Source organism: Mesorhizobium sp. M2A.F.Ca.ET.046.03.2.1 (assembly GCF_003952425.1).
In the GTDB taxonomy this organism is placed as follows: domain Bacteria; phylum Pseudomonadota; class Alphaproteobacteria; order Rhizobiales; family Rhizobiaceae; genus Mesorhizobium.
Genome location: NZ_CP034449.1, coordinates 7,138,149 through 7,160,813, shown reverse-complemented (window position 1 = coordinate 7,160,813; position 22,665 = coordinate 7,138,149). Strand labels below are relative to the sequence as shown.

19 protein-coding genes and 2 pseudogenes are annotated in these 22,665 nt (G+C 63.6%); 9 read left to right on the top strand and 12 right to left on the bottom strand.

Annotation, left to right across the window (positions count from 1 at the left end; translation table 11 throughout):
• Window positions 1-12: 12 nt before the first annotated feature.
• The gene (locus EJ072_RS34435; protein ID WP_245463272.1) at window positions 13-1,872 is read right to left on the bottom strand and encodes a CHASE3 domain-containing protein; all 1,860 of its coding nucleotides are present in this window, start codon (window positions 1,870-1,872) and stop codon (window positions 13-15) included.
• Window positions 1,873-2,609: 737 nt separating this feature from the next.
• On the opposite strand from EJ072_RS34435, the pseudogene EJ072_RS34430 reads away from it, so the two are divergent.
• Window positions 2,610-3,832 (top strand): annotated as a pseudogene (locus tag EJ072_RS34430) (anion transporter).
• A gap of 50 nt (window positions 3,833-3,882) precedes the next feature.
• Here the strand turns inward: EJ072_RS34430 and EJ072_RS34425 are convergent.
• Window positions 3,883-4,473 carry a TetR/AcrR family transcriptional regulator gene (locus EJ072_RS34425; RefSeq protein WP_126083226.1) on the bottom strand — a complete coding sequence of 197 codons (591 nt, stop codon included), beginning with the start codon at window positions 4,471-4,473 and terminating at the stop codon, window positions 3,883-3,885.
• 84 nt (window positions 4,474-4,557) lie between these two features.
• On the opposite strand from EJ072_RS34425, the gene EJ072_RS34420 reads away from it, so the two are divergent.
• The gene (locus EJ072_RS34420) at window positions 4,558-5,424 is read left to right on the top strand and encodes a crotonase/enoyl-CoA hydratase family protein (RefSeq protein WP_126083225.1); all 867 of its coding nucleotides are present in this window, start codon (window positions 4,558-4,560) and stop codon (window positions 5,422-5,424) included.
• A gap of 102 nt (window positions 5,425-5,526) precedes the next feature.
• Here the strand turns inward: EJ072_RS34420 and EJ072_RS34415 are convergent, their stop codons facing one another.
• The 5 genes from EJ072_RS34415 to EJ072_RS34395 form a co-directional block, all read right to left on the bottom strand.
• Window positions 5,527-6,612, bottom strand: coding sequence for an HPP family protein (locus tag EJ072_RS34415; protein ID WP_126083224.1), 1,086 nt, complete (start codon window positions 6,610-6,612; stop codon window positions 5,527-5,529).
• 364 nt (window positions 6,613-6,976) lie between these two features.
• Window positions 6,977-7,285, bottom strand: coding sequence for a cupredoxin family copper-binding protein (locus EJ072_RS34410; protein ID WP_126083223.1), 309 nt, complete (start codon window positions 7,283-7,285; stop codon window positions 6,977-6,979).
• Window positions 7,282-7,806 carry a DUF4142 domain-containing protein gene (locus tag EJ072_RS34405; RefSeq protein WP_126083222.1) on the bottom strand — a complete coding sequence of 175 codons (525 nt, stop codon included), beginning with the start codon at window positions 7,804-7,806 and terminating at the stop codon, window positions 7,282-7,284. Before EJ072_RS34405 ends, EJ072_RS34410 begins: the two co-directional genes overlap by 4 nt.
• A 93-nt stretch (window positions 7,807-7,899) precedes the next feature.
• Window positions 7,900-8,583 carry an RNA polymerase sigma factor gene (locus EJ072_RS34400; RefSeq protein ID WP_126083221.1) on the bottom strand — a complete coding sequence of 228 codons (684 nt, stop codon included), beginning with the start codon at window positions 8,581-8,583 and terminating at the stop codon, window positions 7,900-7,902.
• Between the two features lie 150 nt (window positions 8,584-8,733).
• Window positions 8,734-9,912 (bottom strand): cystathionine beta-lyase, encoded by a 1,179-nt coding sequence (locus tag EJ072_RS34395; protein ID WP_126083220.1) that lies wholly within the window; start codon window positions 9,910-9,912, stop codon window positions 8,734-8,736.
• 481 nt (window positions 9,913-10,393) lie between these two features.
• On the opposite strand from EJ072_RS34395, the gene EJ072_RS34390 reads away from it, so the two are divergent.
• The 5 genes from EJ072_RS34390 (at window position 10,394) to EJ072_RS34370 (ending at window position 15,657) form a co-directional block, all read left to right on the top strand.
• On the top strand, window positions 10,394-11,422 hold the full coding sequence (locus EJ072_RS34390) for an amino acid ABC transporter substrate-binding protein (protein WP_095820064.1): 1,029 nt from the start codon (window positions 10,394-10,396) through the stop codon (window positions 11,420-11,422).
• Window positions 11,423-11,484: 62 nt separating this feature from the next.
• Window positions 11,485-12,672 (top strand): amino acid ABC transporter permease, encoded by a 1,188-nt coding sequence (locus EJ072_RS34385; RefSeq protein ID WP_126083219.1) that lies wholly within the window; start codon window positions 11,485-11,487, stop codon window positions 12,670-12,672.
• A 4-nt stretch (window positions 12,673-12,676) separates the two neighbouring features.
• Window positions 12,677-13,834, top strand: coding sequence for an amino acid ABC transporter permease (locus tag EJ072_RS34380; protein WP_126083218.1), 1,158 nt, complete (start codon window positions 12,677-12,679; stop codon window positions 13,832-13,834).
• Between the two features lie 67 nt (window positions 13,835-13,901).
• Window positions 13,902-14,705, top strand: a complete 804-nt coding sequence (locus EJ072_RS34375) for an amino acid ABC transporter ATP-binding protein (protein WP_126083217.1) — start codon at window positions 13,902-13,904, stop codon at window positions 14,703-14,705.
• Window positions 14,706-14,988: 283 nt separating this feature from the next.
• Entirely contained in the window at window positions 14,989-15,657 is a 669-nt protein-coding gene (locus EJ072_RS34370) for a TIGR02117 family protein (RefSeq protein ID WP_126083216.1), read from the top strand.
• A gap of 13 nt (window positions 15,658-15,670) precedes the next feature.
• On the opposite strand, the gene EJ072_RS34365 is transcribed toward EJ072_RS34370, so the two are convergent.
• From EJ072_RS34365 to EJ072_RS34355, 3 genes are read right to left on the bottom strand one after another with little or no spacing between them, the layout of a single operon-like run.
• Entirely contained in the window at window positions 15,671-15,994 is a 324-nt protein-coding gene (locus EJ072_RS34365) for a BrnA antitoxin family protein (protein ID WP_126083215.1), read from the bottom strand.
• A 15-nt stretch (window positions 15,995-16,009) separates the two neighbouring features.
• Window positions 16,010-17,245 carry an FAD-dependent monooxygenase gene (locus EJ072_RS34360; RefSeq protein ID WP_126083214.1) on the bottom strand — a complete coding sequence of 412 codons (1,236 nt, stop codon included), beginning with the start codon at window positions 17,243-17,245 and terminating at the stop codon, window positions 16,010-16,012.
• A gap of 7 nt (window positions 17,246-17,252) precedes the next feature.
• Window positions 17,253-17,498: a zinc-finger domain-containing protein gene (locus EJ072_RS34355; RefSeq protein WP_027169907.1), complete on the bottom strand. Its 246-nt coding sequence runs from the start codon at window positions 17,496-17,498 to the stop codon at window positions 17,253-17,255.
• A 249-nt stretch (window positions 17,499-17,747) separates the two neighbouring features.
• Here EJ072_RS34355 and EJ072_RS34350 point away from each other — a divergent pair, with 249 nt between their 5' ends.
• Window positions 17,748-19,943 (top strand): RNA degradosome polyphosphate kinase, encoded by a 2,196-nt coding sequence (locus tag EJ072_RS34350; protein ID WP_126083213.1) that lies wholly within the window; start codon window positions 17,748-17,750, stop codon window positions 19,941-19,943.
• Window positions 19,940-21,474: pseudogene (ppx, locus tag EJ072_RS34345) on the top strand (exopolyphosphatase). The gene EJ072_RS34350 and the pseudogene ppx overlap by 4 nt, the downstream one beginning before the upstream one ends.
• Before the next feature lie 30 nt (window positions 21,475-21,504).
• Here the strand turns inward: ppx and EJ072_RS34340 are convergent.
• A complete protein-coding gene (locus EJ072_RS34340; RefSeq protein WP_126083212.1) occupies window positions 21,505-21,921 on the bottom strand; it encodes a DoxX family protein in 417 nt (138 codons plus the stop codon).
• A 117-nt stretch (window positions 21,922-22,038) separates the two neighbouring features.
• A complete protein-coding gene (locus EJ072_RS34335; protein WP_126083211.1) occupies window positions 22,039-22,461 on the bottom strand; it encodes a DoxX family protein in 423 nt (140 codons plus the stop codon).
• Window positions 22,462-22,665: the final 204 nt, after the last annotated feature.

Below are 22,665 nucleotides of genomic sequence, written 5' to 3'. Positions count from 1 at the left end.
CGGTCAGACAAATCAAGCGAGCGCGTCCCGGAGCTTCGCCGCCAGTTGTTCCAGCGTGAACGGCTTGGCGATGAAGTGCACATCGTGGTCAAGCACGCCATTGTGCACGACGGCGTTGCGCGTGAAGCCGGTCATGAACACCACTTTCAGGGAGGGGGACTGCTTGCGAGCCTGTTCGGCGAGTTGCCGGCCATTCATACCCGGCATTACAATATCCGTCAGCATCAGCGCGATGGCGGCGTTCTGACCGAGTTTCTCCAAGGCTTCGTCACCACCCGCGGCTTCGATGACGGTATAGCCGAGCTCCAGCAAGGCGGCGGCCGTCGAAGCACGCACGCGGGCATCGTCCTCGACGAGCAGCACGGTTTCGGTTGCCGGAACATCGCTCCTGCCGCCGGTCTTTACCGGCGGAGCCGCTTCCTCCGGACCGGTGAAGCGCGAAAGATAGATCCTGATTGTCGTGCCCTCGCCGGGCTCCGAATAGATCTTGACGTGTCCGCCGGATTGCTTGACGAAGCCGAACACCTGGCTGAGACCGAGCCCGGTTCCCTTGGTCGCGGGCTTCGTGGTGAAGAATGGCTCGAAAGCCTTGGCCATGATGTCCGCCGCCATACCCGCGCCGGTGTCCGTTACCGCGATCATGACATACTGACCGGCCTTCACTTCGGGATGCGCCGCCGCATAGGCCTCGTCGAGATGGCAGTTGGCGGTCTCGATGGTGAGCTTGCCTTCTTCATCCATGGCGTCGCGTGCGTTGACCGCCAGGTTGATGATGGCGTTCTCGACCTGGCTCGGGTCGGCATGCGTTTTCCAAAGTCCGCCCGCCAGCACCGTTTCGATCTCGATCGCATGGCCGAGCGTGCGCCGTAAAAGGTTCGACATGCCGGTGACGAGGCGATTGGCATCGATGATCTGCGGCGCCAGCGGCTGCTGCCTGGAAAAGGCAAGCAGCCTGGCGGTGAGGTTGGCGGCGCGTGCCGCGGCATCGGCCGCCGCCTCAACGAAGCTCTGCACGTCATGCTCGCCGCGAGCGAGCTTGCGCTGCGCGAGGTTCATGGCGCTGGTGATGACAGCCAGCATATTGTTGAAATCATGCGCGATGCCGCCCGTGAGCTGGCCCACCGCCTCCATCTTCTGCACCTGGCGAAGCTGCGACTCCGCCTTCTCACGCGTGTAGATCTCGTTGAGCAGCGCCGCGTTCTTGGCGCTCAATGCGTCCTGCGCGTCAGCCACCTCTCGGAAGCGGCGGCTGGACTGGCGGATCGTATAGATGCCGAGCAGAAAGATGCCCAGCAGCGCCGCGAACGAGCCGATGCGCAGCCAGCCTTCGATCTGTTCCATCCGCTCCGCACGGGCAGCGAGGTTCGCACCGTCGATGCGCCGGATCGCATCGATGTTGGCGCGGATCTGGTCCATGTCCAGCTTGCCCCTGCCGCCGCGCACGATGTCCAGCGCTTTCGCCGTGTTGCCCGTGTCGTAGAGCCTGATCGTCTCAGCGAGTTCCGCTTGCTTGCGGGCAAGCGCGTCCTTGATGCCGGCCACCTGCTGCGCCCGATCGCTGCCGACCGGAAACATCTCATCGACGCGCTTGAGCAGCGCCGGCAGCGCCTCGACCGCATGCTGGTATGGCAGCAGATAGTTTTTCTCGCCGGTCAGCAGATAGCCGCGCTGGCCGGTCTCGGCGTCCTGGGCGAGCGAAAGCAGGCTCGAGAGCGTTTGCTGGGCTTCAATTGCTTCACGGCTGGCGTCGCGGTCGGCGATCTGCGCTTCGGCGAGAATGGCGCGCGCGGTTATGATCAGCGCGACAACGGCAAAGCCGGCAAGAAGCGGAAGCGCTTGCCATCGCAGGGCGCGTCGCAGTCGGACGATCATTGCTTTGCGGGGGCCTGAGGAAATCGTGAAATTCGCCAAGTGGTAGGCGGCGCTGAAGCGCAAAGCAATAGCCAAGTCCAGCGGGCGTTGATCGCAACAGCCCCGGCGGAACCTGCCTATGTCAAACTTTAATGACGGCGGCCTTCGGCCAATGCAGAGTACAGGATTGAGCCACGGCGACGCTGTGGTCGATCGGAGGCTGTCGGGTACCGCTAGAGCAATTCCAGGAAAAGTGTGAGCGGTTTTCCGTCCGGAATTGCGTAATAACAAGGAGATAGAGTGGTTCGCCGTTTCCGTGAAACGGTGAAACGCTCTAGCTGCCGCGCCCGCTGCATTCGAGACAGGCGACGCTGTGTCCTGGGCAGTTAATCCGGTGGGTGCCCTCCGGACAGCAATGGCCGTTCGAGCTCAGCCAGCGCGCGCAAACGAAGACTTTTTTGGCTCCCTGACAGCGGGGACATTCCTGCGGACGCATCAATTCCTCCCGCGATAGGACGCGATGTTCCGCTTCAACGACCGTGTTCATCCGTTTCGTCCCCCAACGCCTGGATTTTCGGTCAGATATGTTAATTCACCGTTCTTTACATTAGGGTTTATGAATGTGAAAGCCATGAAAGCGTCATCACGCTTTGCTGCGCTTGCACGCTTTCCCTTTCCGCCGCCCTTGTTAAATGTGAGGCCGACCCGTCCTCCGGCCGATTCTGGCGGACAGGGCAGGCAACGGGAACCTTCTTGCAATGACATGGACCGGCGCGGGCGCGCTCTTCATCCTCGTGCTCACCTATGCCGGCGTCGCCGTCGGCCGCATTCCCGGGCTGCGCCTCGACCGCGCCGGAATCGCGCTGCTTGGCGGTGCCTTTATGATCGCCATCGGCGCGATCAGCATCGAGGATGCCTACAAGGCCATCAATTTCGATACCATCACGCTGCTGCTCGGCATGATGATCGTGGTCGCGCATCTGAAGGTTTCGGGCGCGTTTCGGGCGCTTGGCGGCTTTGCCATCGAACACGCCCATGCGCCCTTCATGCTCCTGGTCATGGTGACGCTGTTGACCGGCGTGCTCTCGGCCTTCCTGGTCAATGACGCGATCTGCCTGGTGATGGCGCCGATCGTCGTTCATGTCACCCGCGTCATCAACCGCAACCCGGTGCCTTACCTCATCGCCACCTGCACCGCCTCGAACTGCGGCAGCGTCGCCACCATCACCGGCAATCCGCAGAACATGGTGATCGGCGCGCTGTCCGGCATTTCCTATCCGGCCTTCACGGTGGCGCTCGCGCCGGTGGCGCTATTCGGCCTGCTCTGCGTCATCGTCATCATACGCATCGTCTACCGCGCGGAATTCTCCCGCCCCGCCGAGCTCAGCCCGGAAGTGTATCGGGGCCGCATGCTGCCCGGACAGGTGCTGAAGGCCACCATCGTCTGCGTGCTGCTGGCGCTCGCCTTCTTCGCCGGCGTTCCCGTCGCCAAGGCGGCGCTGATTGCCGGCGCTTTCCTGTTGGTCACCCGGGCAATCAAGCCTCGGCGCATCTATCGCGAGATCGACGGGCCGCTGCTCTTCATGTTCGCCGGCCTGTTCGTGGTGGTGGCAGGCGCCGAGCGCACGCTGCTCACGCCCGACATGATCGCCTGGGCGAAGAACATCGGCCTCGACGATGTCTGGCGCCTTTCGGGCTTCACGCGGTGCTCTCCAACATCATGAGCAATGTGCCGGCGGTGCTGGCGCTGCGGCCGTTCATTCCCGGGCTGGAGAACCCGGAGCGCGCCTGGCTGGTCGTGGCGATGAGCTCGACGCTTGCCGGCAATTTCACGCTGCTCGGCTCGGTCGCCAACCTGATCGTCGCCGAGCAGGCCAAGGCTGCCGGCAAGCAGCTTTCCTTTTCCGCTTTTTTCAAGGTCGGCCTGCCGCTGACGCTGGTGACGCTTCTCGCCGGCACCGCCTGGCTGGCCTTGTCCTGAAGAGGCCGCCCCTCGAACGCCTCAATCGACGCGCCGCGAGCGTCCACGATCTAAGCTGCGTGTTTGCCTGCCATCCGCGCCCGTATCAGCGTCGCGGCGGCATGGCCGGCGGCGTTGACGTAGTCGGGATTGTGATGGATCAGCATGCTGGAAAAGGCGCCGTCCATCAAAAGCACGATCTCGCGCGCCAGCATCTTCGCCTGGGCGACATCGTGGCTTGAAAGCGCGCCGGCCAGCCATTTCTCGAAATTGGTCTTGTGGCGTGCTCCCGCCTTCACCGCCGGATGCCCCGGCATCGCCGCCAGCTCGGCCGCCGTGCGCAGGAAGCCGCAGCCCTTCCATTTGGGATGGCGGGCAACCCGCGCTAAGTTGGTGAAGATCGCCTCGACCTTTTTGTCCGCGCCGCCCTCCGCCGCATCGAACCAGCCCGCCATCTGCTCGAGATTAGGCTGGTCGCGTCCATCGAGATAGGCCGCGATCAGATCGTCCTTGCTCTTGAAATGATAGTAGAGCGTGCGCTTGGTAAGTCCTGCCTTCTCGGCCACGGCGTCGACGCTGACGCGGCCGATGCCTTCGGCATAGAAGAGCTTGGTCGCCGCATCGACCAGGCGTTTTCGCGTAGGATTGGTCTTTTCGCTCATCGTGTAAGTATACCGACTAGTGAATATACAAGCAATCGAAAGCCTGCTCCTTATCCCGCCGAACCACCGGAAAAGGAAAAAGCCATGACCGACCTTGTGCTGAGCGAGACGCGCGACCGCGTCGCGATCCTCACCCTCAACCGCCCCGACAAGCTGAATGCGCTGAATTACGCGCTGATCGACCGGCTGCTGTCGCGTCTCGACTTGATCGAGACGGATAATGACGTGCGCGCCGTCATCCTCACAGGGGCAGGGGAGCGCGCCTTTTCCGCCGGCGGCGATATCCACGAATTCTCGTTGAGCGTGGCCGAGGGCACCGATGCGGCGCTGCGCGATTTCGTCATGCGCGGCCAGCGTCTGACGGCGCGGCTGGAGGCGTTCCGCAAGCCGGTGATCGCCGCCGTCAACGGCCTAGCCTTTGGCGGCGGCTGCGAGATCACCGAAGCGGTGCCGCTGGCCGTCGCCAGCGACCGTGCCTTGTTCGCCAAGCCGGAGATCAAGCTTGCCATGCCGCCGACTTTCGGGGGCACGCAGCGGCTGCCGCGGCTTGCCGGCCGCAAGCGCGCGCTGGAGCTGCTGTTAACCGGTGAGACATTCTCCGCCGCTCGTGCCGCCGAGCTTGGCCTGGTCAACCAGGTCGTGCCGCACGAAGAGCTGATGCGGGCGGCCCTTGACCTTGCCCGCCGCATCGTCAGTCATTCGCAGACGGCGGTCGCCAGCATCCTCACAGCGGTGGCGCGTGGCATCAACTCGAGCATAGCGGAAGGCTTGCTGGTGGAGGCCGAGCAATTCGCCCGCGTGGCCCCGACAGCAGACCTGCGCGAGGGCGTGAACGCCTGGATCGAGCGGCGGCAGGCGGTCTATGACGGCTCATGGGCGCATGTCGCCCGGCCGGACAAGGCCACTGGCGCCACGCGGCGTCTCGACCGGGCGGTCCACTTGCCTGGCTGACGCCCTGTCTGAAGCGGCTCGGCTTTTCACTGAAGCGCTGAACCGCTTCAGGTTCCATGCACTTTCAGGCGGAAGACCGTGACCATGGTCCTCGAATTGCTCCTAGGCCACCGCTTTCAACGGCGCCTTGCCTGCCTGCTGCACGCGCGCAGCCGCAGCCAGCAGATCGGTCTGCGTGATCAGCCCAAGTATATGCCGGCCGCCATCGACGATCACCACCGCATGACTGCGCCCGTCGGTCAGTGTCGGCAGCAGGCTCATCGCCGGCATGTCGGGCAAAGCGGTGCTTGCTTTCGACATCACCCCTCCCACCGTGTCGGTCGCTCTCGTCAGCTCGCGCAGGCCGATTGCGCCGGTGAGCCGTCCTTCCGCGTCGACGACCGGCAAGGTGCGGATGTTGTGGTCGATCAAAAGGTTGCGCGCCTCGTCGGCTGAAGCCGTCTCCGGCACCGAGATCACATCGCGGGACATGATGTCCCGGCAAAGCAGCGTGCGCTGCGAGCGCACCATCGCCTGCAGCTCGACCTGGCGCAGCAGCCGCTCCAGGTCATCGCGGTCGATGTCGAAGGTTTCGTCGAGCGCCGAGAGCGCCGCATCGACATCCTCGGGCCGAAACCCGACGCGCTCGGCCGGCGGCCGGTCGGCTGTGCCGTGACTGCTGTTGGCCGGCACATGAACATGGGGATAGTTGCGGCGCGACAGCTTGTGGAAGAGGAAGCCGAGCGCGACCAGGACGGTTGAGTTCAGCGCCACCGGCACAAACGGAAACAGGAAGCCGGCCGCCGCAACCGCCGGCCCGCCGAGCACGCCGGTAAGCGCCGCCGCGCCGCCCGGCGGATGCAATGATCGCGTGAACGACATGGCGGCGATCGCCAGCGCCACCGCAAGGCCGGAGGCGATCACCGTGTCATGCACAAAATGCGCCACCGTCACCCCGACCAGCGCCGAAATCGTGTTGCCTCCGATGATGGACCAGGGCTGCGCCAGCGGGCTCGAGGGAACGGCAAAGAGCAGCACGGCGGAAGCGCCCATCGGCGCCACCAGCATCGCCACAAGCGGGCCGCTGCCCATGGCAAGCCCGCTGATCATGCCGGTGAGCGCGATGCCGATGGTCGCGCCGATGCAGGCGAGCAGCCGCTCGCGAAGCGTCGCTCCGGCGAGGATTGGAACAAAGAGGCGAAACGCCATGGCAGGCCCTGGATCGAATGGGTGGAATTGCGCTGCACGCAATGCCGCTGAAGTCACGGATTTGGAAGCCAAACCAATCCGTATATTCGCGGCCGGAGGGAATATTATTGCGCGGCACGCTGCGGAGGACATGCCGCCAGCGGCCCAGGCTTTGTCAATCGCGTCAAGGCGTTGATGGTTAGCAGTATCCGCTGGGCAACTCGCCGGAAGTCCCCGCTTCGGCTAAGGGTGCGTTGGCGCAGTATAGCGGCGGGCCGCGGCCGGGCAGGGTGGGTTGCGCGCCGGCATTCGGAAGATTGCCGCCAAGCAAGCGAGGCGCCGTGCGCGCCTCGCTCTCCCAGCGCCGGGCCAGGGGGCGGCGGGTTTAGGGGGCCACCCCGATATGGCCCTTCATGTTGGGATGGAAGCGGCAGAAATAGTCGACCTCTCCCGCCGCCTTCAGCGTGACCTTGCCCTTCGACTTTGCCGGGATCATCACATCCCAGCCGCCTTTGACCGTGGCGGTGTGGGCGAGAATATCCTTGTTTGTCCACTCAATCGTGTCGCCAACTTTGGCCTTAACGCTCGCCGGCGAGAACACCAGCTTGTCGATCGTCACCTCGATGGTCGCCGCGAAGGCTGGCGGTGCCATGAGCACCGTCACCAGCATCGACGCAAGAAGCAGCGGCCTCATTTCAGCATGCCGGCGACATGTTCGGCATGCTGCTCATGTCCCTGGAAGATCTTGAGCCCGGTCTCCAGCAGGCTCTTCAACTCGGCATTGCTGGCCGAGGGGATGAGCAGCGTTTCGAGCGCACCGTTGACCTGCTTGTGATAGGCCACTTCGTTCTCGATATAGGCTTTGTCGAACTCGGAGCCCTTGAGCTTCGCCAGCTTGGCGCGCTCCTCCTTGGCAGCCTTGGCCAGCGCCTTGCTGGTGTCATTGTCCTCGGGCGTGACCTTCAGCTTCTTCACCAGGTCGAGCGCTTGGCTGTTCACCGCCTCATGGTCGCGCTCCATGTCCTTGGCGAAGGCGACGATCTCCTTGTTCTTGGACGTCTTGATCGCCAGCTTGGCCGCCTCGATGTCGATCGAGCCGGCTGTATAGGCGATGTGGGCGATCTGCGGGTCGGTGGGCTTGTCGGCGGCCAGCGCCAGCGGCGCGTTGCTCATCAGGAAAAGGGCGGCGAGGGCGGCGGTCGGTCGCATGAACATGGCATCTCCTTCGCCCGGCGCATCGGCTTCGGGCTTCATCTGAGGGTTGACGGCCATTGGATGCCGGGAAGCGAGAAACGTTCCCCGGGAAAGTCAGCCTTCGAAACCCAAGCGCTTCATCACCGCCTGCGTCAGCCGCTCGCAGCGCCGGCCGGCGAAGGGGAAGGCGTCGAGCAGCACCGGACCGATCTCGTCGTCCAGCGCCTTGCGCACCAGGGCGCGCGCCCGGTGCAGCCGTGTCTTAACTGTCTCAGGCCGCACGCCCAGAAGGTCGGCCGTTTCCACGATGCTGAGGCCCTCGATGACACGGGCGACGAAAACGCTGCGATAGACATCGGGAAGGCTGTCGGTCGCCCGTTCGACAAGCCCGAGGATTTGTCGCTGCGCCATTGTCCGCTCCGGATCGTCGCTTGGATTGAGGGGAAACGGGATGACCCGCGCCTCCGGGATTTCGGGCATCGCCACCATGCGCTTGCGCTTGCGCAGCCGGCCGAGCGCCTCGTTGATGACGATGCGCGACAGCCAGGTCGACAAAGAGGCCTCGCCGCGAAAGGCGCCGAGACTGGCGAAGGCGCGCATATAGGCCTCCTGCACGATGTCCTCGGCCTCAGCATCGTTGCGCACCACGCCGCGCGCGATGCGGTAGAGCCGCTGATTGTGCGTCTTGATGATGGCACGGCACGCATCCGGATCGCGCGCCAGCGCCCGGCGCACCAGCGCCATGTCGCCGGCCGCTGCCGCGCCGATCCCGGCGGCTTCAATAGCGGGCCTTCTCATCTCGCTCGATCCCCCGGCAGTTTTGCATCCGCAATTGGATGCGCCTGCCGGCAAAAGGTTCCCGAGTTGATTGCGCGGGCTATGCTATCGCTTCGGCCCAGGCATGTCTGCGGCTGCAAATGTGGCGGCCGGCGCCTACTGATCAGCTCGTCACTCGACGGCAGCCGCCGCCGCCAGCCCACGCGCGATGTCGGCCTTGAGGTCTTCGACATCCTCAAGCCCGATCTGCAAGCGGATCAGCGAACCGGCATACGAGCCCTTGGCAAGCGTGCGGTCGCCGAGGAAGACCGGAACGGCGAGGCTCTCATAGCCGCCCCAGGAATAGCCGAGACCGAAGATCTTGAGCGCGTCGAGGAAGGCGTGCTGGGCCTTCTGGCCGCCGCCGTCGAGCACGATCGAGAAGACGCCGCTCGAGCCGCAGAAATCGCGCTTCCAGAGCGCATGGTCGGGATGGCTTTCGAGTGCCGGATGCAGCACCTGCGCGACCGCGGCCTGCTCCTCCAGCCAGCGCGCGATATCGAGCGCGGACTTGCGGTGATGTTCGAGCCGCACCCCCATCGTGCGCAGGCCGCGCAGCACCTGGTAGATGTCGTCGGGTCCCGAACAGCATCCGAGGGTGCAGAAGCCATCATAGAGCTGCTTCCAATATGTCTCGTTGGCCGAAACCAGGCCGAGCAGCACGTCGGAATGTCCGGCCGGATATTTCGTCGCCGCCTGGATCGAGATGTCGACGCCATGGTCGAGTGGCTTGAAATAGAGCGGCGTCGCCCAGGTGTTGTCCATCATCACGATGGCGCCCGCTTCATGCGCAGCCTTGGCGATGGCCGGGATGTCCTGCACCTCATAGGTGTTCGATCCCGGCGATTCGGTGAACACCACCTTGGTGTTGGGCCTGATCAGCGAAGAAATGCCGGCCCCGATGCGCGGCTCGTAATATTCGACCTCGACGCCGAGTCGCTTCAGCATCGTATCGGCGAAGTGGCGCGTCGGGTGATAGACGCTGTCGACGATCAAGAGATGGTCGCCGGCGGCGAGGAAGGCGAGCAGCGGTACCGTCACCGCCGCCAGTCCCGAAGGCACCGCGATGGTGCCGGCCGAGCCTTCAAGCGCGTCGACGGCGAGCGTCAGCGCATCCATCGTTGGCGTGCCGCGCGTGCCGTATGTGTATTTCTGGCTGCGTCCGGCCATCGAAGCGGCATCGGCGTAAAGCACCGTGGAGGCGTGCACGACCGGCGGGTTGACGAAGCCGAAATAGTCGCGCGGGTTGTTGCCGGAATGGGCAAGCAGCGTGTTGGTGCGCATTTCGATGCCGTCTTTACCTTTACCCATGGTTCGTCGCCAGCCATTTCATGTAAGGGGTCGAATGATGTCAGGGGACAGCCATAAAGCGGCGGCCAAGCCCGCGCAACCGCGCCAGGCCCGCCAAAAGCCCGTCTTCGGCTAGGCCAATCCAAGCCCGCCCGCGCCCAACAAAGCACCGCTATTGCCGAAGCGGATTCGGCCGCCGGCTCATGGATTCGCACCGTTGCAACTTGACTGATTTGTTCGCATGGACTGCCGATTTCATGGGCTCTTGTCCGCAATTCAGGCATTTGCGGCAATTGCTTTTCAAACCTTTGGGGTTTCGGTCATTTCCCTTGACCTCACAGGAATAATCGCCTTCGATGCGTTTCGTGAATGGGAGGCAGCGCATCGGCAACTGATGCGGGTCCGGGAGTGGGCCTGAAGTGGGAGCTGCATTCACAAACGAAAAAAGATCAAGCGTCGCCTGACAGCAGGGGCGCCTGTAACAGAAAAGGGTATGTGGGTCATGAAACACATTGCAATCGGCATTCTTGGCGCCGCCGCGCTCGGGTTCATGGCGTCCGCCGCTTCGGCAGGCACGCTCGATACCGTGAAGCAGAAGGGCTTTCTTCAGTGCGGCGTCTCGACCGGCCTCGCCGGCTTTTCGGCGCCGGACGACAAGGGTGACTGGAAAGGCATCGACGCGGACTTCTGCCGCGCCGTTGCGGCCGCCGTTTTCGGTGACGCCTCCAAGGTCAAGTTCACGCCGCTCAGCGCCAAGGAGCGTTTCACCGCGCTGCAGTCGGGCGAGATCGACCTCCTGTCGCGCAACACCACCTGGACCAGCAACCGCGACAGCGCGCTCGGTCTCGATTTCGTCGGCGTCACCTACTATGACGGCCAGGGCTTCATGATCAACGCCAAGAAGCTGCCGGGCGTGAATTCCGCGCTGCAGCTTTCGGGCGCCGCCGTCTGCGTGCAGAGCGGCACCACGACCGAGCTCAACCTCGCCGACTACTTCAAGAAGAACAAGATGGAATACAATCCCGTCGTGTTCGAGAAGCTCGAAGAGGTCAACGCCGCCTATGACGCCGGCCGCTGCGACGCTTACACCACCGACCAGTCCGGCCTCTATGGCATCCGCCTGACGCTGTCATCGCCGGCCGACCATGTCGTGCTGCCCGAGATCATCTCCAAGGAGCCGCTTGGCCCGGCCGTGCGCCAGGGCGACGACCAGTGGGCGCATATCGCGCGCTGGACCTATTTCGCGCTTTTGAACGCCGAGGAAGCCGGCGTCACGCAGGCGAATGTCGAGGAGATGAAGACGTCGACCGACCCGAACATCCAGCGCCTGCTCGGCACAGAGCCAGATGGCAAGTATGGCGCCGATCTCGGCCTCTCCAACGACTTTGTCGTCAACATCGTCAAGGCTGTCGGCAACTACGGCGAAATGTTCGAGCGAAATGTCGGCTCGGGCAGCCCGCTCAAGATCGCGCGAGGGATCAACGCGCTGTGGACCAAGGGCGGCCTGCAATACGGCCCGCCGATCCGCTGATCGAAACGTGATCCGGGAGGCAGGTCGTCTGCCTCCCGGTTTCTCTTTCCAGGGGACGGTCCATGGCTTCGCAGGAAATCCTTCGCGAGGAGCCGACCCGCGGCTCCTTCATCAATGACCCGAGAATACGCAGCCTGTTCTTTCAGACGCTGGTCGTGATCCTGCTGTTCATCTCGATCTGGTGGATCGTCCACAACGTCATCGAAAACCTCCAGCGCCTGCACATTGCATCAGGCTTCGGCTTCCTGAAGAGCAGGGCCGGCTTCGACATCTCCGACACGCCGATCGCCTACACGTCTGACTCGACCTATTTCCGTGCGCTGGTCGTCGGTCTGCTCAACACGATCATCATTGCCGTCGCCGGCATCGTGCTTGCCACCATCGTCGGCTTCCTCATCGGCATAGGACGCCTGTCGCAGAACTGGCTGATCCGCAAGATCTGCACGGTTTATGTCGAGATCTTCCGCAACATCCCGCCGCTGCTGGTCATCTTCTTCTGGTATTCCGGCGTGCTCGCCGTGCTGCCGCCGCCGCGCGAGAGCATCCATCTGCCCCTCGGCTCCTTTCTCAACCAGCGTGGTTTCTATCTACCGCGGGCCGTCTGGGGGGATGGCTCCTGGCTGATCGGCGTCGCATTGCTGCTCGCCATCGCGATGGCATGGTTCGTCGCCCACAGGGCGCGGCAGCGGCAGCGGGCAACCGGCCAGCAATTCCCGGTGTTCTGGACGTCGGTCGCTCTCATCATCGGCCTGCCGGTGCTTGCTTTCCTGCTCAGCGGCATGCCGCTCACCTTCGATTTCCCGAAGCAGTCGACCTTCAACCTGACCGGCGGCTTCTGGATCAAGCCGGAGTTCCTGTCGCTGCTGTTGGCGCTATCCTTCTACACGGCGGCCTTCATCGCCGAAATCGTGCGCGCCGGCATCAGGGGCGTCAGCAGGGGCCAGACCGAGGCGGCAGCGGCACTCGGCCTTCGCTCCGGTCCGATCCTGCGGTTGGTAGTGATCCCGCAGGCAATGCGCATCGTCATCCCGCCGCTCACCAGCCAGTATCTCAACCTGACCAAGAACTCATCCCTGGCCATTGCCATCGGCTACCCCGATCTGACAGCCACCGCCGGCACCGTGCTGAACCAGACCGGGCAGGCGGTGGAGGGCGTGTTCATCATGATGGTCGCCTATCTGGTGCTGAGTCTCGTGACGTCCTTCGTCATGAACATCGTCAACGCCAGAATGGCGCTGGTGGAGAGGTAAGGCCATGCAGGAACACGACATGTCCTGGGTGCGCACCGAGATGGCGCTGGCGCAGCCGGCGCCGCCTACCGAACGCGGCGCCTATGCCTGGGTGCGCAAAAACCTGATCGGTTCGGTCGGCGACACCATCCTCACGGTGCTGGCCATTGCCATCGTGGTGTGGGTGTTGCCGCAAATCATCAACTGGGCCTTCATAAACGCCGTCTGGACTGGCCCTGACCGCACGGTATGCACGACCGCCTCGCAAGGCGGCATCCAGCCCGATGGCTGGACCGGCGCCTGCTGGGCCTTCGTCAACGCCAAGTTCGGCCAGTTCATGTTCGGCACCTATCCAATCGAGGAGCGCTGGCGGCCGATTCTGGTCGCCATCCTGTTCGTGGCGCTGCTGGTGCCGATGCTGATCCCGCGCGTGCCGCGCAAGGGGTTGAACGCGCTTCTGCTCTTCGTGGCGCTGCCGGTCGTCGCCTTCGTCCTGCTGGTAGGCGGCGTGTTCGGTCTGCCGCATGTCGAGACCCCGCGCTGGGGCGGGCTGCTGGTCACGCTCAGCCTGTCCTTCGTCGGCATTGCCGTGTCGCTGCCGATGGGCATCGTGCTGGCGCTCGGTCGGCGTTCGAAGATGCCGATCATCAAATGGCTCTGCGTCGTCTTCATTGAGACGGTGCGCGGCATTCCGCTGATCACGGTGCTGTTCTTCGCCAGCGTCATGCTGCCGCTGTTCCTGCCGGAAGGCGTCAGCTTCGACAAATACCTGCGGGCCCTGATCGGTGTCTCGCTGTTTGCCGCCGCCTATATGGCGGAAGTGATCCGCGGCGGCCTGCAGGCGATCCCGAAGGGCCAGTATGAAGGCGCCGATTCGCTCGGCCTCGGCTACTGGCAGAAGATGGGTCTGATCGTGCTGCCGCAGGCGCTGAAGCTGGTCATCCCAGGTATCGTCAACACCTTCATCGGCATGCTCAAGGACACCAGCCTGGTCCTGATCATCTCGATGTTCGACCTGCTCGGCGTGGTGAAGCAGAACTTCGCCGACCCCAACTGGGCGACGCCGCAGACCCCGAAATCCGGCCTGATCTTTGCCGCCTTTGTTTTCTGGCTGTTGTGCTTCGGCATGTCGCGCTATTCAATGTACACCGAACGCCGGCTCGACACCGGCTACAAACGCTGAGGCATGTCCCAAAACTGTGGAGCGATTTTGGGACATGCATCAAACACAACGATAAGGGGAATTGGCCATGTCCACCGAAAACGCCGTCAGCGCGGAAGACCTCAAGGTCAATGCCGGAAAGATGCATGTCTCGACCACCGACGTCGCCATCGACATTGTCGGTATGCACAAATGGTATGGCGAGTTCCATGTGCTCAAGGACATCAATCTCAAGGTGATGCGCGGCGAGCGCATCGTCATTTGCGGTCCGTCCGGCTCCGGCAAGTCGACCATGATCCGCTGCATCAACCGGCTGGAAGAGCATCAGAAGGGCAAGATCATCGTCGACGGCAAGGAACTCACCAACGATCTGAAGAAGATCGACGAGGTGCGCCGCGAGGTCGGCATGGTGTTCCAGCACTTCAACCTGTTCCCGCATCTGACCATCCTGGAGAACTGCACGCTGGCGCCCATCTGGGTGCGCAAGATGCCGAAGAAGCAGGCCGAGGAAATCGCCATGCATTTCCTCAAGCGCGTCAAGATCCCCGAACAGGCCAACAAATATCCCGGACAGCTCTCCGGCGGCCAGCAGCAGCGTGTGGCGATCGCGCGCTCGCTGTGCATGAACCCGCGCATCATGCTGTTCGACGAGCCGACCTCGGCGCTCGATCCCGAGATGATCAAGGAAGTGCTGGAGACGATGGTGGGCCTGGCGGAAGAGGGCATGACGATGCTGTGCGTCACCCACGAGATGGGCTTTGCCCGCAAGGTCGCCAACCGGGTGATCTTCATGGATCAGGGCCAGATCGTCGAGCAGAACACGCCGGCCGAGTTCTTCGACCATCCGCGCCATGAGCGGACGAAACTGTTCCTGTCGCAGATCCTGCACTGAGCGGGAACAGTTTCCTGGGAGGTGGCTCGTGCCCGTGCCTTCGTCATCCTAGGGCGGAGCAAGGAGCGAAGCGACGCGCGCAGACCCTAGGATCCATGCCGTGACGCTAAGGCGTTGCGACGGTTGCAGAATTCTGCTCCGCCGCGCTCTACATCAAAGGTCACGGCATGGATCCTCGGGTCAAGCCCGAGGATGACGAAGTCATGAAAGACTTCGGCTTATCTCGGAAAACACCGATGAAAGCTTCGGATTTCTTTTTTCTCGTCCGGACCTACCGCGCCCGATGAGAACAATCCTGCGATATCTGGCAATGCTCGTCGCGGCGGTGCTTCTTGCCGCCGCGCTCGGCGCGCTGGTGCCGCGCCCGCTCTGGCCCGCGGCGAAGGCCGAAGGCGAGGGGACACGGCGCATATTGGTGCTGAAGAACCCGATCCACACCGACATCGCTATCCCTCTGGATGACGGCGTTCGCCGGCGGTTTGCTTTCCTCGCCGATGCCGGTCTGCCGATGGATGCCCCGGATGCACGCTACATCGTCTTCGGCTGGGGCGGCCGCGCCTTCTATCTGGAGACGCCGACATGGTCGCAATTGAATGCCGCGCCGGTGTTGAAGGCGCTGACGCTCGATGTCTCGGTGATGCATGTCGATGTCGCCGGCACGATCAAGGAGCTGCATCCGAATGTCGCCGGCTTCGACATCGACGAGGCGCATTTCGCGGCGTTGCTGGACTACATCACCGCGAGTTTCCGGCAGGGCAAGGGCGGGCCTGTGGCCGTCGAGGATGCCGGCTACTCGGCCTACGACCGTTTCTACGAAGCCAATGGCCATTTCAACGCGCTGGTCGGCTGCAACACCTGGACGGCGGCCGGATTACGCATCGCCGGCGTGCGCACGGGCTGGTGGAACCCGCTACCAGTGTCGCTGTGGTGGTCGATGGGGTTGTATAACTAGGTGGTTTTGCCCGTCAGCCGGCCTTGCGATCTTGCTTCGTCACATATTCACGCAACACCTTGTTGATTGCGCTCTGGTAACCGCGACCGTCACGTGTATGCCTCTTGAACCAAGCGACGACATCTGAATCGAGACGAAGAGTCAGCTGCTGCTTGATCGGTTTGAAATACGGATTTCGGACAGCCGTCCGCCAGAACTCTTCCGTCAATTCCGGAATATCGCTGGTATCGATATCATCTTCCCGTCGCGCTTTCAGGGCAGCGATTTCAGCCTTCTGAGCTTCCGTCAGAGGCGGTGGATTTGTTGGATCGAATTTATATCGAACGGTTTTGTTCATAACGTCTTCAACGTCCTACCCCTGCACCACCTTCCGTTCCTCCCAGCCATAAAGCCAGTCCAAGTCCGCGGCGAGCTTCTCCGGCGGCCGCGTCGCCAGCACCAGATTGCGGGCGACTGCCACCGGTCCCCAGGCGTGCCAGGTCAGCCGATTGAACGCGCCGCGTTTGAGCACCCTTTCGACGCGCGGCCGCCTGAGATTTTCCCAGACGGCGAGGCTGTGGGCCGGATCGCCGGGAAAATCGGCAACGAGATTGGCGAGCACTGAGGCGTCCTCGATTCCCATGGCCGCGCCCTGGGCCGCGAACGGCGTCATCGCATGCGCGGCGTCGCCGATCAGCGCGATGCCTTGCGGGACGGCCCAGCGCTGTTGCCGGACAGTGTGCATTGGAAACGCCGTCCACGACCCCGCCAGCGCGATGAGCTTTGCGAGCATCGGTGCGGTGCCACGCATGGCATTGGACAGGATGGCCGGGTCGGCATGGCCCGACCAGCCTTCCGCGATGCGTTCGCCTCTGGTGAAAGCGGCGAGGTTGACGGTGCGGCCCTTGCTCACGGGATAGGCGACCAAATGGAAGCCGGGATGCAGGAAGGTTGTGACGCAGCCCGCCACCCCGATCTCGGCAAATGCCTGCCCGGCGGGGCTGTCGACCGCCACGGTGGTGCGCCAGGCCAGTCGGCCCGAGAAGCGGCTTCTCGCGAAGGCGGAGTCCCGGGCCGCAAGCTGCGCGCGAACCGTCGACCAGACGCCATCGGCTCCAACCAGCAGGCCGGCTGCAATCGACGTGGTTTTGCCGTCGGCCTCTACCGTCGCGGTCACGCTTCGCTGGTCGGCGGCGATGCCTGTCACCCGCGCACCGGTAACGAGCTCGATATCCGACCGCCCTGCCATTTCCTCCGCCATGGCCGCCTGCAGGTCGGCGCGGTGCGCCACCAGATAGGGCGCGCCCCAGCGCTTCTCGGCCGCCTGTCCAAGCGGCACGCGGGCCAGCTCACGCAGGCTTTTCGCATCCTTCAGCACCACCGCTTCGGGCCGGACCGCGTTGGGCAACAGACGGTCGAGCACGCCAAGCCGGCGCAGGATGCGGGTTGCGTTGGGAGCCAGCTGGAGGCCGGACCCGGCCGCTTGGAGCTGCTTGGCCTGCTCGAACAATTTGACCGGCAAGCCGCGCTCAGCGAAGGCAAGTGCTGCCGTCAATCCGGCGATGCCGGCCCCGGCTATGACGACTTGCCGGGACCGTGCTTCAATCATGGTCGGCTCAGGCGGCCTGGTCGACATAGAGGCAGCCGGCTGGCTGCGTTTCTGTCGCCTTCAGCGACGGCGAATAGCGATAAAGCGTCGAGCAGTAGGGGCAGACCTTTTCATTGTCGTCACCCATGTCGAGGAACACGTGCGGGTGATCGAAAGGCGGGTTGGCGCCGGTGCACATGAATTCCTTGACGCCGATCTCGATGACCGGATGGCCCGCGTCGTTCTGGAAATGGGGAATGCTACCGCCTGCCATCGTCGTCTCCAATCGGGTTCGGCCAGTGGGTGTGACCCGCCTGCATCTGGAGCATAACATGCCAGTTTGCAAGATCGATGAAATCAAACTGTCGCAAAAGGCTGGCAGAGGATAAGTTGAGCCGGTTAAGCGCGTGAGGCTGGCACGGAGCGATTCCGTGACGATCATGCGTCACAAAGAGATGTTAGAGCGTCGCCGGACGGCAAGATGCGGCGCTCCCTGGGGCGGTTGCGGGCAAGAGCGGGAAACATGAACGAACTGAAGCCGGTGCAGAGCGAGTTCATCACCGTCGAGGCGGCGAGCCCCGACGGCGGCAATCCCGACCGTTTCGTCAACCGCGAATTCTCCTGGCTGCAGTTCAATCGCCGCGTGCTGGAAGAATCGCTCAACGAGCATCATCCGCTGCTCGAGCGCGTACGCTTTCTGTCAATCTCGGCCGCCAATCTCGACGAGTTCTTCATGGTCCGCGTTGCCGGCCTTGCCGGTCAGGTGCGCGAAGGGATCGCGCTGAAGAGCCCGGACGGCCGCACGCCCGAGCAGCAGCTCGAGCAGCTGCTGCGCGAGGTCGAGCGCCTGCAGGAGGACCAGCAGAAGAGCCTCTCGGCGCTGATGGCCCTGCTCAACAAGGAAGGCATCGAAAGCATCACCCGCGACGCGCTGACCAAGGATGAGAAGACCTGGCTGGAGGAGCATTTCCAGGAACAGGTCTTCCCGGTGCTGACGCCGCTGTCGATCGACCCGGCGCATCCGTTTCCCTTCATCCCCAATCTCGGCTTTTCCATCGCCTTGCAATTGCGCCATCGCAAGAACGGCGAGGAGATGAGCGCGCTCTTGCGCCTGCCGGTGGCGCTCAGGCGTTTCATCCGCCTGCCGGACCGCAAGCGCCATGTGCGCTTCATCCCGCTGGAGGAGGCGGTCGGCCTCTATATCGGCAAGCTGTTCCCCGGCTATGAGGTCAAGGGCTCGGGCACGTTCCGCATCATCCGCGACAGCGATATCGAGGTGGAGGAAGAGTCGGAAGACCTCGTGCGCCTGTTCGAGACGGCGCTGAAGCGGCGGCGCCGCGGTTCGGTGATCCGTATCGAATTCGACACGCTGATGCCGGCCGAATTGCGCGACTTCGTCGCCGGCGAGCTCGGCGTCTCGGCGAGCCGCATCAGCGTGCTCACCGGTCCGCTGGCGCTCAATCAGATTTCCGAGATCGTCGCCATTCCGCGCGACGACCTGAAGTTCACCCCCTACAATCCGCGCTTCCCCGAGCGCATCCGCGAGCATGGCGGCGACTGCCTTGCCGCCATCCGCGAGAAGGACATCATCGTCCACCACCCTTACGAATCCTTCGACGTGGTGGTGCAGTTCCTGCGCCAGGCCGCCGCCGACCCGGAGGTGGTGGCGATCAAGCAGACGCTCTACCGCACTTCGAACGACAGCCCGATCGTGCGCGCGCTGATCGACGCCGCCGAGGCCGGCAAGTCGGTGACCGCGCTGGTCGAGCTCAAGGCGCGCTTCGACGAGGAGGCCAATATCCGCTGGGCGCGCGACCTTGAGCGCGCCGGTGTCCAGGTCGTGTTCGGCTTCCTGGAGTTGAAGACCCACGCGAAGATGTCGCTCATCGTACGCCGCGAGGACGGCCGGCTACGCAATTATGTCCATCTCGGCACCGGCAACTACCACCCGGTCACCGCCCGCATCTACACCGACCTGTCCTTCTTCACGACCGACCCGACGATCGCGCGCGATGTCGCGCAGATTTTCAACTTCATCACCGGCTATGCCGAACCGGCCGAGGAGATGCGCCTTGCTGTGTCGCCCTTCACGCTGCGCAACCGCATCCTGAAGCACATCGCCGAGGAGGTCGTCCACGCACGCGAAGGACGGCCGGCGCGCATATGGATGAAGATGAACGCGCTGGTCGACCCGATCGTCATCGACGCGCTCTACGACGCCAGCCGGGCCGGGGTCGAGATCGACCTCGTCGTGCGCGGCATCTGCTGCCTGAGGCCGCAGGTACCGGGCCTTTCGGAAAACATCAGGGTGAAATCGATTGTCGGCCGCTTCCTCGAGCACAGCCGCATCTTCTGCTTCGGCAATGGCTACGGCCTGCCGTCGGACGAGGCGATCGTCTACATCTCGTCCGCCGACATGATGCCGCGCAATCTCGACCGCCGCGTCGAGACCCTGGTGCCGATCACCAATCCAACTGTGCATGAACAGGTGCTTGGCCAGATCATGCTGGGCAACATCATGGACAACCAGCAAAGTTTCGAAGTATTGGCTGACGGCACCTCCCGGCGCGTTGCGCTGGAGGAGGGCGAGGAGCCGTTCAACGCGCAGGAATATTTCATGACCAATCCGAGCCTCTCCGGACGGGGTGACGCGCTGAAATCGCATGCGCCCAAGCGCATCGCCCAGTTCAAACGCCGCAAGAAGAACAGCGCCGCGTGATTGCAGTTTCCCAGGGCCGGCTTCAGGACCGGCGGCCACTGTCGATCATCGACATAGGGTCGAACTCGATCCGCCTTGTCGTCTATGAAGGGCTGGCGCGCTCGCCCTCGCTGCTGTTCAACGAAAAGATGCTGGCCGGCCTCGGCCGCGGCATCGTTTCGACGGGCAAGCTCGATCCCGAGGCCGTGACGCGCTCGATGGAGGAGTTCCGCCGCTTCCGCGCGCTGTCGGATCAGGCGGGCGCCGAGCACATGTATGTGCTGGCCACCGCCGCCGCGCGCGAGGCCATCAACGGTCCCGATTTCATCCACCGCGCCGAGGATGTGCTGAAGACCGAGATCCGCGTGCTCACCGGCCGCCAGGAAGCCTATTATTCGGCGCTTGGCGTCATTTCCGGTTTCCATCCGGCCAACGGCATCGCCGGTGACCTCGGCGGCGGCAGCCTCGAGCTGATCGACATCAACCGAGACGCGATCGGCGACGGCATCACGCTACCGCTCGGCGGCCTGCGCCTGCAGGATATGGCCAAGAACTCGCTGGTGCAGGCGCAGAAGATCGCGCGTCAGGAACTGGCGCGGGCAAAGCTGCTCAAGGGCGGGCAAGGCAGGGTCTTTTATGCCGTCGGCGGCACCTGGCGAAACCTTGCCAGGCTGCATATGGAGATGACCAACTACCCGCTCGGCATCATGCATCACTACGAGATTTCGGCCGACAGCGCGCAGACCTTCCTCAGGCAGGTGGCCAAGGGCGAGGTCGAGAAGGTGAGGGCATCGAAGGCGTCTCCAAGAACCGCCGCTCGCTGCTGCCCTACGGCGCCGTCGTGCTGCAGGAGATCATGGCGGCGATGCAGCCCTCGAAGATCATCGTCTCGGCGCAAGGCGTGCGCGAGGGTTTTCTCTATTCGCTGCTCGACCCCGAGGAGCAGAAGGCTGACCCGCTGATCTCGGCGGCCGAGGAACTGGCGCTGTTGCGCTCGCGCTCGGTGCACCACGCGCATGACCTTGTCGAATGGACCGGCAAGGCATTCAAGGCCTTCGGCATCGACGAGACGGAAGACGAAACGCGCTACCGCCATGCCGCCTGCCTGCTCGCCGATATCGGCTGGCGCGCGCATCCAGAATATCGCGGCAGGCAGTCGCTCAACATCATCGCGCATGCCTCCTTCATCGGCGTCGACCATCCCGGCCGCGCCTATCTGGCCCTGGCCAACGCCTACCGCCATGACGGCATCTTCAACGACGGCATCGCGCCCGAGATCAAGGCGCTGGCGCCACCGCGCCTTCTGGAACGCGCCCGCGTGCTGGCGGCGATGATGCGCGTGGTCTATCTGCTCACCGCCGCGATGCCGGGCGTCATGCCGAGGCTGAAATGGGAAAGCCGCGGCAACGGCGCGCTGGCGCTGGTGCTGCCGGCCTCGCTCTCCGATCTCTACGGCGAGCGCCCCGCTGGACGGCTGGCGCAGCTGGCGCGCATCACCAACCGCCGCCTGGTGCTGGCGGTCGAGGGCGGGCCAAGTGTATCGGTAAAATAGGACGTTTCGGTGAAATAGGGCTGGCTCAGGTCACCTCGGCGCTGATCCAAAGTCGCGTCCGTCAGCAGACCATGCGCCGGCGCCGGCCATGGCGAGCGCCAGGAAGCCGCCGGCAATGGCGATGTCCTTCATCAGCATCTGCTGGTGCAGGAAGGCGAGCGTGGCATCGTCGCCGCCCTGGCCGTAATGGCCGGTGAAGCCCGCGACGATGCAGAAGGCGGCAAGCAGAAGCGCTACGATCCGGGTCTGGAAACCGACGAGGATCAAGAGCCCTGCAATCAGTTCGAACAAGCCGGTGCCCCAGGCCGCTAAAGTCGGCAACGGCAGGCCGAGCCCGGCGAAATAATTGATTGTGCCGGAGATGTTGGTGAGCGCCTGGAACCCCGACGGCACGAAGAGCGCGGCGAGCAGCAGCCGCGAGACCAGAAGCAACGCATTGCGAGACATTGGCCACCTCCCTTGCCGGTGCATGACGCCGGCTGCGGCGCAGTCTACGCCTGCAACGAAAAAGCGGCGCGGAAAATTCCGCGCCGCTTTCGAGTTTGGCTTGGGAGGAAAGAAGGATCAGCCGCGCTTGGCGTCGATCGAATAGGCGCCGGCGCCGGACGAGGCGAGCAGGAGGAAGCCGCCGGTGATGGCGAGGTTCTTGAGAAACTGGATCATCTGCATCTGGTCGGCCCAGCCGGTGTGAGCGACCAGCCCGGTGGCGATCGTGAAGATGGCGAGCACCCAGGCGACGATGCGGGTCTGGAAGCCGATGAGGACGGCAAGGCCGCCGAGCAGTTCGATCAGGCCGACCAGGACGGCGGTTACGGTCGGCACCGGCAGGCCGAGAGCGCCGAAATAGCCGGCGGTGCCAGAAATGGCGGTGAGCTTGCCGAAGCCGGAAAGCAGGAAGATGACGGAAAGCAGTATGCGACCGAGCAGGATCGTGGTGGAGCTGTTGGATGCGGTGCCGTTGCCGGCGACGGAAGAGTTGATGGACATGGCGGTTCTCCGAACGGGTTGAATGACCCGTCAGATAAACGATGTAGACTGTTCACAAAAAGCCACCTATGCGGCGACACATTGTTCACAGGATATATGTTTTTTGGAATTGGCGCCCGCGTGCGAAAATCATGTCGCGAGATTAGGCTATCCCGGTAAATTCTGCTGCCGCAAAACGGAACCTTCGGTCCGAAGTTGGCGAGC